Annotated in this window: 7 protein-coding genes; 3 read left to right on the top strand and 4 right to left on the bottom strand. The window is 49.4% G+C overall.

Annotation, left to right across the window (positions count from 1 at the left end; genetic code table 11):
* Nucleotides 1–61: 61 nt before the first annotated feature.
* The 4 genes from OCV81_RS05665 to OCV81_RS05650 form a co-directional block, all read right to left on the bottom strand.
* The gene (locus tag OCV81_RS05665; RefSeq protein WP_022353658.1) at nucleotides 62–1,339 is read right to left on the bottom strand and encodes a DEAD/DEAH box helicase; all 1,278 of its coding nucleotides are present in this window, start codon (nucleotides 1,337–1,339) and stop codon (nucleotides 62–64) included.
* 21 nt (nucleotides 1,340–1,360) lie between these two features.
* Entirely contained in the window at nucleotides 1,361–2,593 is a 1,233-nt protein-coding gene (gene serB / locus OCV81_RS05660) for a phosphoserine phosphatase SerB (protein WP_148329126.1), read from the bottom strand.
* A 125-nt stretch (nucleotides 2,594–2,718) separates the two neighbouring features.
* Nucleotides 2,719–4,770, bottom strand: a complete 2,052-nt coding sequence (htpG, locus tag OCV81_RS05655) for a molecular chaperone HtpG (RefSeq protein WP_148329124.1) — start codon at nucleotides 4,768–4,770, stop codon at nucleotides 2,719–2,721.
* Between the two features lie 123 nt (nucleotides 4,771–4,893).
* A complete protein-coding gene (locus tag OCV81_RS05650) occupies nucleotides 4,894–7,437 on the bottom strand; it encodes an ATP-dependent Clp protease ATP-binding subunit (protein ID WP_148329220.1) in 2,544 nt (847 codons plus the stop codon).
* Nucleotides 7,438–7,681: 244 nt separating this feature from the next.
* Here OCV81_RS05650 and gyrA point away from each other — a divergent pair, with 244 nt between their 5' ends.
* The 3 genes from gyrA (at nucleotide 7,682) to OCV81_RS05635 (ending at nucleotide 12,570) form a co-directional block, all read left to right on the top strand.
* A complete protein-coding gene (gene gyrA / locus OCV81_RS05645) occupies nucleotides 7,682–10,246 on the top strand; it encodes a DNA gyrase subunit A (protein WP_148329122.1) in 2,565 nt (854 codons plus the stop codon).
* Nucleotides 10,247–10,279: 33 nt separating this feature from the next.
* Nucleotides 10,280–11,497, top strand: coding sequence for a tetratricopeptide repeat protein (locus OCV81_RS05640; protein WP_148329120.1), 1,218 nt, complete (start codon nucleotides 10,280–10,282; stop codon nucleotides 11,495–11,497).
* A gap of 245 nt (nucleotides 11,498–11,742) precedes the next feature.
* Entirely contained in the window at nucleotides 11,743–12,570 is an 828-nt protein-coding gene (locus OCV81_RS05635; RefSeq protein WP_148329118.1) for an AraC family transcriptional regulator, read from the top strand.
* Nucleotides 12,571–12,641 lie beyond the last annotated feature (71 nt).

Genomic DNA, 12,641 nt, shown 5'->3' with positions numbered 1-12,641 from the left:
AGTGCTGACCTTTACGTGGCACTTGTCCGGGCTTTTTGTAGAGGGGTAGAAACAGATGGGTTTAATTTTTCACCGTTCGTTCGCCTTGTTTTTTCGGCTGGTTGCCTCCCTTCTTCTTCCATCCGCCTTTTTTGTTGCGGGAGAAATTCTTGACCTGCCTGTTGCCTCCGCCTTTCTTGGAGGTACGGGGAGCATAGGCCGGTCCTTCGCCCAGTTCTTCGGGTACGGGGAGCTTGTAAATATCTTTTCCCAGGAAATTCTCAATCTGTTTGAAGCGAGTCTGTTCCGTTTCGCTCACAAACGTGATGGCGCATCCGTCGTTGTTGGCACGTGCCGTACGTCCGATGCGGTGTACATAATCTTCGCTGTCGTGCGGTACGTCGTAGTTGATGACCAAGCGGATGTCGTCGATGTCGATACCGCGGGCCACGATGTCGGTGGCTACCAGGATGTCAATGCGACGGTTGCGGAACTCGTGCATGATTTCTTCCCGCTGGCTCTGTTCCAGGTCGGAGTGCATTTCGCCCACGTTCAGTTTCATCCGTTTCAAGGCCTTGGTCACTTCCTTCACTTTCAGCTTGGAAGAAGCAAAGATAATCACCCGTTCCGGTTCCTGCGACTGGAAGAGTGACTGGATGATGCCCAACTTCTGTGCCTCGTAACAGATGTAGGCCGCCTGGATAATCTTGTCCGCCGGTTTGGATACCGCCAGTTTCACTTCCACCGGGTCGTGAAGGATGGTCTTGGCCAGCTGTTGGATTTTGGCCGGCATGGTAGCCGAGAACATGATGGTCTGCCGTTCCTTGGGCAGGTATTTCACAATCTGCATGATATCTTCCGCAAATCCCATGTCGAGCATGCGGTCGGCTTCGTCGAGGATGAAGAACGATACCTTCGACAAGTCCACGTATCCCAGACTCAGGTGACTGATGAGTCGGCCGGGAGTGGCGATGACCACATCGGCCCCCAGGGTCAGTCCCTTCTTTTCCTGTTCAAAACGGATGCCGTCGTTTCCTCCGTACACCGCCACGCTCGAAACGGGCATGAAATACGAGAAACCCTCCATCTGCTGGTCAATCTGCATGGCCAGCTCACGGGTAGGCGACATGATGATACAGTTGATGGCATCTTCCGGATAGCCTCCCTTGCTCAACTGGTTCAACACCGGGAGCAGATAGGCTGCTGTTTTCCCCGTACCTGTCTGGGCCACGCCAATCAGGTCTTTTCCTTCCAGGATGACCGGAATGGTGTGCTCCTGCACGGGCGTACATTCCTGGAAATTCATGGCGTCCAATGCATCGAGGACGCTATCTTCTAAGTTCAGTTCTGAAAACTTCATATATTGGTTTTATGCTTGTCGTTATAGTTTACCCCGTTCGTCGAGGTAAGAATCCTTGAATCCCAGGAAGTAGAGTACTCCGTCGATTCCGATGGTGTTGATGGATTGCTGGGCATTGGCCACTACTTTCGGTTTGGCGTGGAAGGCGATTCCCAGTCCCGCCACGGAGAGCATCGGCAGGTCGTTGGCTCCGTCGCCCACAGCAATGGTCTGTGCGATATCCACCTTCTCCACCTGTGCCAGCAGTTGCAGGAGTTCGGCCTTCCGCTTCCCGTCCACGATGTCGCCCAAGTAGCGTCCGGTCAGTTTCCCGTCCACGATTTCCAATTGGTTGGCATACACGTAGTCGATGCCGAACTTGTCTTTCAGGTAGTTGCCGAAGTAGGTGAATCCTCCCGACAGGATGGCAATCTTGTAGCCGTAGCGTTTGAGTACGAACATCAGGCGTTCCACACCTTCAGTAATGGGCAGATGCTCGGCGATGTCGCGCATCACGCTTTCATCCAATCCTTTGAGCAGGGCTACCCGTTCCTTGAAACTTTCGCAGAAGTCGATTTCTCCCCGCATGGCTCTTTCCGTGATGGCCTTTACCTGGTCGCCCACGCCGGCCCGCATGGCCAGTTCGTCGATGACCTCCGTTTCAATCAGGGTAGAATCCATATCGAAACAGATGAGTCGGCGCATGCGGCGGTACATGTTGTCCTGCTGGAAGGAGAAGTCCATACCCAATGACGCACTTAGCTGCATCAGCTGGCTCTGCAGGGCCTCGCGGTCTTTCGGAGTGCCTCTGACCGAGAATTCGATGCAGGCCCGCACGTTGGCTTTTTTCTCATCGAGCGGAATACGTCCTGTCAAACGGCGGATACCGTCGATGTTCAGTTGTTGCTCTGCCAGAATCCGGGTGGCACCGGCAATCTGTTCGGCAGTCAGCTTCCGGCCCAGCAGGGTCAGGATGTAACGGTTCTTGCCTTGCAGACTGACCCATGTTTCATATTCCTCCGCACTGATGGGGTAGAAGCGGATGTTGATGCCCAAATCCGATGCCTTGAAAAGCAACTCCTTCATGATATTTCCGGAATCTTTGTCGGAGCATTTGAAAAGAATGCCCAGCGACAGGGTGCTGTGGATGTCGGCCTGTCCGATGTCCATAATGTCTACCTGGTATTTCGATAAGATTGCGGTCACCGATGCGGTCAGCCCCGGCCTGTCCACTCCGCTGATACGGATTAATATCAATTCAGTTTTGTTTTCCATGGTTGTTTGTTTGCGTGATATCTTCGCAAATGTACAAATTATCTTCTATCCGATGGCATAAAAGGCACAAAAAAAGCCATCCCTGCGGGCTTGCAGGAATGGCTTTCCCTATTTTGAGGGGTAAATTAAATCATTTCCACGCTTCGTTTCACAAAGTTGGTCAGGGCTTCTCCTTTCAACATGTTGTTCTGCAACAGAGCCAGGTCGATGAGCTGGTGAACCACTTTGTTGTCGGCGGCATAGCCGTTGAGGATGTTTTCCTTTTCAGCCTTCTGGGCGTCGATTTTCTTCTCCACGTCTTTCAGTTCGTCTTTCTCTGTGGTCGGAATTTCCTCGTCCTTCTTGCCTTCCTGTGCCTTGTGCAACTCGTTGCGGCGCAAAGTCAGCATGGCAAGTTCAGACTCTACCGGCACCAGTTTCTCAGCACAAGCGCTTTCTGCTTCGCTCAATACTTGCTTAATCAGACGATGGTCGGTGTTCAGTACCAGGTTGAACATGTCCGGCATCTCGCCATAGAAACTCATGCCCGGCTGGATGCTGGCCATATCCTTCATACGACGCATGTATTCGGCCTGTGTGATGACAATCGGAGCAGCGCTTTCGCCCAAGGCGTGTGCCTCTACGTGGAACTCGGTCTTCTTCACTTTCGGCATCTGGCCTTTGAATAAGGTGCTGAGCACTTCCTGCTTGTCGGCTGGCAATTCTTCGCCCTTCTGCTCTTCCTTCACAATCAGGCGGTCGATGATGTCACTGTCCACACGGGTGAAGTGGCTCTTCTCGAACTTCTGTTCCAGCATGTTAATCATCGGCACATCCAGCTGGCCGTCGAGCAACAACACGTTGTAACCCTTGTTCTTGGCAGCGTCAATGTAAGTGTACTGCTCGTCGGCGTTGTTGGCATACAGATAAATCAGGTTGCCGTCTTTGTCGGTCTGGCTGTCCTTGATGAGGGTCTGGTATTCCTCGAACGTATAGTATTTGTTGTCTGTATCCTTGAACAGGGCAAACTTGGAAGCCTTTTCGTAGAAGTCTTCCTGCGTCAGCATACCGTAGTTGATGAAGATTTTCAGGTCGTCCCATTTCTCTTCAAACTCTTTCCGGTCGTTCTTGAAGATAGATTGCAGACGGTCGGCCACCTTCTTGGTGATGTAAGTCGAAATCTTCTTCACGTTCGAATCGCTCTGCAGGTAAGAACGGGAAACGTTCAACGGAATATCCGGTGAGTCGATGACACCGTGAAGCAGGGTCAGGAAGTCCGGCACGATGCCTTCTACGGAGTCGGTCACATATACCTGGTTGCAATACAACTGAATCTTATTACGTTGCAGGTCGATGTTGCTCTTGATTTTCGGGAAGTAGAGCACACCCGTCAGGTTGAACGGATAGTCCACGTTCAGGTGAATCCAGAACAGTGGTTCGTCGGCCATCGGATACAAGTCGCGATAGAACTTCTTGTAGTCCTCTTCCTTCAGTTCCGACGGTTTCTTGGTCCAGATAGGACAAGTGTCGTTAATCAGGTTGTCTTCTTCCGTCTCTACCTGCTTGCCGTCTTTCCATTCTTTCTTCTTGCCGAAAGCTACCGGTACCGGAAGGAAGTGGCAATACTTAGTCAGCAAGCCCTGCAGACGAGAATCTTCCAGGAATTCCTTGCAATCGTCGTCCACATACAGGATGATGTCGGTACCCCGGTCGTTACGCTCTGTTTCTTCGAGGGTGAACTCAGGACTACCGTCGCAGCTCCATTTCATGGCTTTGGCGTCATCCTTATAAGAACGGGTGATGATTTCCACTTTCTTGGCCACCATGAAGGCAGAGTAGAATCCCAGACCGAAGTGACCGATGATGGCGTTGGCATCGTCCTTGTATTTCTCCAGGAAGTCGTTGGCACCGGAGAAAGCAATCTGGTTGATGTATTTGTCGATTTCCTCGGCTGTCATACCCAGACCACGGTCGCTGATGGTGATGGTACCGTTGTCCTTGTCGGCTTTTACGCGGACGGTCAAATCGCCCAGTTCCCCTTTGAACTCACCGGTAGAAGCCAGTGTCTTCAACTTTTGAGTGGCATCTACGGCATTTGAAACCAGTTCGCGGAGGAATATTTCATGATCGCTGTACAAAAACTTCTTGATGATGGGGAAGATGTTCTCTGTTGTAACCCCGATATTACCTTTTTGCATATCTCTTTATTTTTTATGATTGTCGAATAAAAATTTTTCTCCAGTCTTTTCACAAAAAAAATGCCAGATACCTTCGTACCTGACATTTTGTCTGTATTCCGAAATTCTGACAGAGAATTCCGTTTATTCCTTCGTGGCTTTTTCCACTTTCATCTCCAGTCCGTCGCCCTGTGCATTGAGCGATACGTGCAAGGTGTCGCCCGCTTCCGGCTCTTCGTTGAGGATAAGTTCCGCCAAGCCGTCCTCCAGGTGGTTCTGGATGGCACGCTTCAGGGGGCGGGCACCGAACTGTACGTCGTAGCCCTTCTCGGCCACAAAGCGTTTGGCTTCCGGGTCGAGCAGGAGCCGGTAGCCGCAACCTTCGATGCGGTCGTAGAGTCCTTTCAATTCAATATTGATAATCTTCTCCAGTGAGTCGATGTCCAGTTGGTCGAAGGTGACAATTTCATCCAAACGGTTGATAAATTCCGGTGCAAACGATTTGTTCAGAGCCTTGCGAATCACGCTATTGGCATGTTCCTTTTCGTTCTCGGCGGTTTGTGCCGTGAAACCGATGCCCTTGCCGAATTCCTTCAACTGGCGGGTACCGATGTTGGACGTCATGATGATGACCGTATTCTTGAAGTCGACGGTACGTCCCAGACTATCCGTCAACCGGCCTTCGTCCATCACTTGCAGGAGCATGTTGAACACATCGGGATGTGCTTTTTCGATTTCATCCAGCAGGACGATGGAGTAGGGACGACGACGTACTTTCTCCGTCAGTTGTCCGCCTTCCTCGTAACCTACGTATCCCGGAGGAGCTCCCACCAGGCGTGACACGGTGAACTTTTCCATGTATTCACTCATATCGATACGGATAATGGCATCCGTAGAACCAAACATGTTCTTGGCCAGTTCCTTGGCCAGGTGCGTCTTGCCCACGCCTGTCGGCCCCAGGAAGAGGAACGTGCCAATCGGCTTGTTCGGGTCTTTCAGTCCCACACGGCTTCGCTGGATACTTCTCACCAAGGTGTCAATCGCCTTGTCTTGTCCGATGACCTTCGACAACAAAGCTTGTCGCATCCCTTTGAGGCGGATTCCTTCCGACTGGGCCATACGTTGTACCGGCACACCGGAAATCATAGATACCACATCTTCGATCTGAGGGGCATCCACCGTCTCACGGTTATTCTTTTGTTTCTCCAGCCATTCGTTTTTCAGGCATTCCAGTTGTTGGAGGTATTGTCTTTCCCGGTCACGGAAACTGGCGGCCAGTTCAAAATTCTGTAAGCGGATGGCTTCATTCTTATGTTGTCGCGTGTCGGCAAGCAGTTTTTCCTGTTCTTCGATTTCCTTCGGTACGGAAATGTGAGTCAGGTGAATACGTGAACCAGCTTCATCCATTGCATCAATCGCTTTGTCTGGAAAGTATCGGTCGGTCACGTAACGGTCGGTCAGCCGGACACAGGCTTCCAGTGCTTCCTCTGTATACACCACGTTGTGGTGCTCTTCATACTTGTCCTTGATATTCCGTAGAATCTGAAGCGTTTCCTCGGGAGAGGTCGGTTCTATCAGCACTTTTTGGAAACGCCGTTCCAATGCGCCGTCTTTTTCGATATTCTTCCGGTATTCATCGAGCGTAGTGGCACCAATGCATTGGATTTCACCACGTGCCAATGCGGGTTTCAGCATATTAGCGGCATCCATGGAACCGGCCGCCGAGCCTGCTCCCACGATGGTGTGTATTTCATCGATGAAAAGAATGACATTCGGGTTCTTCTTAACTTCTGACAAAATGGCACGAATACGTTCCTCAAACTCTCCGCGGTATTTGGTTCCGGCCACTACCGCTGTCATGTCGAGTGATACAATCCGCTTGTCGAACAAGGCACGCGACACCTTCTTCTCGATGATACGGAGTGCCAAACCTTCGGCAATGGCCGATTTTCCTACTCCCGGTTCACCAATCAGAATCGGGTTGTTCTTTTTCCGTCGGCTCAGAATCTGGGCAATGCGTTCGATTTCCTTCTCACGTCCTACCACTGGGTCCAGTTTTCCGGCTTGGGCAGCTTGCGTCAGGTCGGTGCTGAATTTATTCAGGTAGGGAGTGTCTCCGTCGGGATGCTTTGAAGCGGTCTGTGCCGTTCTCCACTGCGGGAAGCCGAGCGGGTCTTTGTCTTTCTCGCTATTTTCGCGTCGGCCGATTCCCTCCTCTTCATCTTCTTCGTTAAGATCCAGCCCGTCGACTACCATGTCGTCTTGTTTCATCCGTTCTGCGATCCGGTCGTACGTTACATTGTTTTCTTCCAATATCTTAGATGCGTTGTTTTCTTTTTCTCTCATCATTGCTAATAAAATATGTGGAGTGTCCACTTTCTCATCGTTTGCTAGTTTTGCTTCCAGTACGCTCAGCATCAATATTTTTGAGGCCTTTTCACTGAACGAAATGTCCTGCGAATAGTTCTCGGTAATAGATACCTTCCGTAATTGCGTTTCCAGTTCTCCCTTGATGGCTTTCAGGTCTAGGAAGAACGATTTCAGAATCTCTGCCGCCTTGCACTCTCCATCGCGTATGATACCCAGTAGCAGATGCTCTGGTTCGATGTGATCGTTCATCAGGCGGTTGGCTTCTTCTTTTCCATAGACGACGATATCAGACACTTGTTGTGTAAACTCGTTGCTCATCAAATTCATGTTTCCTCAAAATTTAAATAAAATAGATAAGTTACAAAGATACATTATTACAAATATATTGTATCAAGTCTTTTCTCTATTTAACAAAATGTGTGCCACACGGGCTGTATGCCCTCCCAAAAGAGGTGCCACGCGTATTTTTTAGGGGAAAAGTTTTTGTATATCGGCTAAAAGTCGTACTTTAGCATGGTTTTTCACAAGCCTTGAAAAGGAAGTATAATTAATAATGTGTTAAATGCAAGAACAAGACAGAATTATAAAAATCAACATCGAAGAGGAAATGAAGTCGTCGTACATCGACTACTCTATGTCGGTAATCGTGGCACGCGCCCTCCCGGATGTAAGAGACGGATTCAAACCGGTACACCGCCGTATCTTGTACGGAATGATGGAACTGGGAAATACCTCCGACAAACCGTATAAAAAAGCCGCGAGAATCGTGGGTGAAGTGTTGGGTAAATACCATCCCCACGGTGACTCGTCTGTATATGGAGCCCTCGTCAGAATGGCTCAAGACTGGTCGATGCGTTATCCGCTGGTCGACGGTCAGGGTAACTTCGGTTCAATCGACGGGGATAGTGCCGCCGCCATGCGATACACCGAAGCCCGCCTGAAGAAAATCGGCGAGGAAATGATGCAGGACCTTTACAAGGAAACCGTAGACTTCACCAACAACTTCGATGACACGTTGCAGGAACCGACGGTCATGCCGACCCGTATCCCGAACCTGCTGGTGAACGGAGCATCGGGTATCGCCGTAGGTATGGCTACCAACATGCCGACCCACAACTTGCGAGAAGTGATTGATGCCTGTGTGGCTTACATTGACAACAACGATATTGATGTGGACGGCCTGATGCAATACATCAAGGCGCCCGACTTCCCGACGGGAGGATATATATATGGTATAAGTGGGGTGCGCGATGCCTACGAAACCGGACGCGGACGTATCGTGATGCGGGCAAAGGCCGAAATCGAATCGCATCCTACGCACGACAAGATTGTGGTGACGGAAATCCCGTACGGCGTGAACAAGGCCGAACTCATCAAGAGCATCGCCGACTTGTCGAACGAAAAGAAGATTGAGGGCATTTCGAACGTGAACGATGAAACCGACCGCGAAGGTATGCGTATCGTCATCGACATCAAGCGGGATGCCAACGCCAGCGTGGTGCTCAATAAGCTCTATAAGATGACCATGCTTCAGACTTCATTCGGTGTGAACAACGTGGCGCTGGTTCATGGCCGTCCGCGTCTGCTCAACCTGAAGGACCTGATTAAATATTTTGTGGAACACCGTCACGAGGTGGTAATCCGCCGTACACGCTACGACTTGCGCAAGGCCAAGGAACGTGCCCACATCCTCGAAGGTCTGATTATCGCTTCCGACAATATCGACGAGGTAATCCGCATCATCCGTGCGGCCAAGACCCCGAACGAGGCGATTACCAACCTGATGGCCCGCTTCAACCTGAGTGAGGTACAGGCCCGCGCCATCGTGGAAATGCGTTTGCGCCAGCTCACCGGTCTGATGCAAGACCAGCTCCATGCCGAATATGAGGACTTGATGAAGCAGATTGCTTACTTCGAGGAAATACTGAGCAACGAGGAGCTTTGCAAGAAGGTCATCAAGGACGAACTGATTGAAGTGAAAGAGAAATACGGTGACGACCGCCGTTCGGAAATCGTGTATGCTTCGGAAGAATTCAATCCGGAAGATTTCTATGCCGACGATGAAATGGTCATCACCATCTCCCACATGGGATACATCAAGCGTACGCCGCTTTCTGAATTCCATGCACAAAACCGTGGCGGGGTAGGCTCGAAGGGAAGTGAAACCCGTAACGAGGACTTTATCGAACATATTTATCCGGCTACGATGCACAACACTCTTCTGTTCTTTACTCAGAAAGGTAAGTGCTACTGGCTGAAAGTATATGAAATTCCGGAAGGTAACAAAACTTCCAAGGGGCGTGCTATCCAGAATTTGCTGAACATCGAGGCTGATGATGTGGTGACGGCTTACCTGCGTGTAAAGAACTTGAACGATACAGCCTTCATCAACAGCCACTACGTACTTTTCTGCACGAAGAACGGCGTCATCAAGAAGACCTTGCTGGAACAGTACTCACGTCCGCGTCAGAACGGTGTGAATGCCATTACGATTCGTGAGGACGACCGCGTGATTGAAGTGCGCATGACCAACGGCAACAACGAAATCGTGATTGCCAACCGCAACGGTCGTGCCATCCGCTTCCATGAAAGTGCTGTCCGCGAAATGGGCCGTACGGCTACGGGTGTACGTGGTATTACACTTGATGAGGATGGGGCTGATGAAGTAATCGGAATGATTTGCATCAAGGATCCGGAAACGGAAACCATCATGGTGGTATCTGAGAATGGCTACGGAAAACGTTCGGACATTGAGGACTACCGCAAGACCAACCGTGGCGGAAAGGGTGTGAAGACCTTGAACATCACGGAAAAGACTGGACACCTGGTAGCCATCAAGTCGGTAACCGACGAAAACGACCTGATGATTATCAACAAGTCGGGTATCACCATCCGTTTGAAGGTGGCCGATGTGCGTATCATGGGACGTGCTACACAGGGTGTACGCCTGATTGATTTGGAAAAACGGAATGACCAGATTGGTTCTGTCTGCAAGGTAGCTTCTGAAACGGAAGAGGAAGAACCCGAAGACATAGAAACCATCCAGCCATCGGACATCCAGCCGGTTGACGGGGAAGCCATCCAGCCAGTGGAGGATGACGGTGAGGAAAATCCGGACAAAAACTAACTTGAATATTTGTATTACTAAATTCAAACCTTTATGAAAAAAGTTTTATTTACAGCTGCATTATTCTTCACAGCATGTGCTGTTTCCGCTCAGGAGAGCGTAGTGAAGGAAGCAAAATCTGCCAAGAGCGATCCCGCAAAGGCAGCGCAAATCATTGAACCGGCATTGACGGATCCTTCAACCGCCAATGATCCTGAAACTTGGAAACTGGCTGGTGATTTCCAGAAGTCTATCTATGACGATGAAAACATGAAACTGTATTTGCCGGGTGCCAAAGCTGATACAGCTAAGTTGTACAACAGCTTGGCGAAGATGTTCGAATACTACACGAAATGTGATGAAGTAGAACAGGCTAAGGTAAAGAGCGGCGAACTGAAGAAGCCGAAACTGAGAAAGAAACTGGCTAAGACATTGGCTACTGTTCGTCCTCAGCTGACTAACGCTGGTTCTGACGCTTACAACTCAGGCAACTATGCGAATGCTTTGAAGTTCTTCGGTTTGTATGTAGATGCTCCGCAGAACCCGTTGTTCGAAAGCGAAAAAGCCGTAAAGAACGATACGCTGACTCCGTTGATTGCCAACTATGCTGCTCTTGCTGCAAACTCTCTGAAAGACAATGCAGCCGTAATTAAATATGCCACTATCGGTAAGGAACACAAAGAAGAAGGTTACCGTTCATTGATGTGTTTGGCTGAAACTTACGGAAAGGGTGAAACTCCCGACTCAACTAAATGGTTGGCTGCTATCCAGGAAGGTGTAGAAAAATTCCCGGCTCAGGAATACTTCATCGGTAACTTGATGGATTATTACATCCAGAAGGGTAAGATTGACGAAGGTCTGGCTCAGATGGATGCTGTATTGGCTAAGAACTCTACTCCTTACTTCTTGTATGTAAAGGGTGTGCTTCAGTATGAAAAGAAGGATTACGATGGAGCTATCGCTACTTTCAATCAGATTATTTCAGAAGGTAAGGATTTCGTAGCTGAATCTTATTCTAAGATTGGTGACTGCTACTTCTTCCCTGCACAGGAAATTGTAGAAGAAAACTCTAAGCTTTCTATGGACGATCCGAAGTATGCAACCAATGAAGCTAAAATCAAGGAAATGTACGAAAAGGCTCAGCCTTTCTATGAAAAAGCAAAGGAAGTGAAGCCAGACAACCGCCAGTTGTGGGGTCAGTACTTGCTGAACATCTACTGGAAGCTTGACAAGGAAAAATACAATACTCTTGAAAAAGAATTAGGTTACTAATAAATAAAGGTGTACGGCCACAATAAGTGGTTGGTATGTCTGATTTTGGAGAAGCTCCTTTGTGCAAAAAGGCACGAAGGAGCTTTTTTGTATCTTTAAAGAAAATAGGATCTGTCTCGGCATAACTGAAATCAGAAAACTGTGTCTTCTATTTGGCCCTGCACTTGGCTTTCCGTATCTTTGCAGATACATTGAAAATATTGTAAACCATGATTCCCGACACTCAACCGCTTTCCCATGACCCTATGAAAATCATTTTTAACTACCAGAACGTGTTTTTCAGCTTCTTCTATGACGATGCCGATGCCTGTGTGCATCGTTCCAGAGAATATGCCATGAATTATGTGCTTTCCGGTGAGATGGTGCTTGACGACGGAAACCGTCAGGTGCATGTGGGAAAAGGGGAGTGTGTGTTCATTCCGCGCGACCACCGGGTGACGATGTACAAGAAGGCTTGTTGCGGGGAACAGTATTGTGGTATCTACTTGTGCTTTACTCGGCCGTTTTTGCGGGAAATGTACGGGAAATATGTCCTGCATAAGGGTTCGTTGGGAAACGTGGAGAAATTCTCTCCTGGCGTGATGAAACTTCCGCCTTCGGCAGAGATTGAGAGCCTTTTCGCTTCGATGACTCCTTATTTCAATCCGGAGGTGAAGCCGCAGGATGACGTGATGCGGTTGAAACTGGAGGAGGGATTATTGGCCTTGCTCCATACGGACAAGCGGTTCATGATCGTACTGTTTGATTTCAGTATGCCTTGGAAGATGGATATTTTGGACTTCATGAACCGGAACTATATGTACGAGTTTACTTTGGAGGAATTGGCGCATTACACAGGACGCAGCTTGGCCACTTTCAAGCGCGATTTCAAGAAGGTGAGCGACCTGACACCGGAAAAATGGCTGATTCGCAAGCGGCTGGAAGTGGCTTACCGCTTGATAAAGGAAGAACACAAGAAAGTGGTGGAGGTGTATGCGGAAGTCGGATTCAAGAACCCTTCCCATTTTTCCACGGCCTTCAAGAAGCAATATGGTATTCCGCCTACGGCACTGGTACCTCCACTTTCGATTTGAGCTTTTCAGAAATGAAGTTTGAGCCTCACAGAAATGCCTCTGTGGGGCTTTTGCGTTATTTTTGCCTCCGT

This window comes from Phocaeicola fibrisolvens (assembly GCF_025567125.1).
Lineage (GTDB): Bacteria > Bacteroidota > Bacteroidia > Bacteroidales > Bacteroidaceae > Phocaeicola > Phocaeicola fibrisolvens.
Note: the sequence above shows the minus strand (reverse complement) of the source record. Positions and strands in the feature narration are given on the sequence as shown.

What these genes read in the sequence shown, in the direction of transcription:
- OCV81_RS05635 (WP_148329118.1), top strand. Translation starts at nt 11,743, where the DNA reads ATGAAAATCATTTTTAACTACCAGAACGTGTTTTTCAGCTTCTTCTAT.
- OCV81_RS05650 (WP_148329220.1), bottom strand. Translation starts at nt 7,437, where the DNA reads ATGAGCAACGAGTTTACACAACAAGTGTCTGATATCGTCGTCTATGGA.
- gyrA (WP_148329122.1), top strand. Translation starts at nt 7,682, where the DNA reads ATGCAAGAACAAGACAGAATTATAAAAATCAACATCGAAGAGGAAATG.
- serB (WP_148329126.1), bottom strand. Translation starts at nt 2,593, where the DNA reads ATGGAAAACAAAACTGAATTGATATTAATCCGTATCAGCGGAGTGGAC.
- htpG (WP_148329124.1), bottom strand. Translation starts at nt 4,770, where the DNA reads ATGCAAAAAGGTAATATCGGGGTTACAACAGAGAACATCTTCCCCATC.
- OCV81_RS05665 (WP_022353658.1), bottom strand. Translation starts at nt 1,339, where the DNA reads ATGAAGTTTTCAGAACTGAACTTAGAAGATAGCGTCCTCGATGCATTG.
- OCV81_RS05640 (WP_148329120.1), top strand. Translation starts at nt 10,280, where the DNA reads ATGAAAAAAGTTTTATTTACAGCTGCATTATTCTTCACAGCATGTGCT.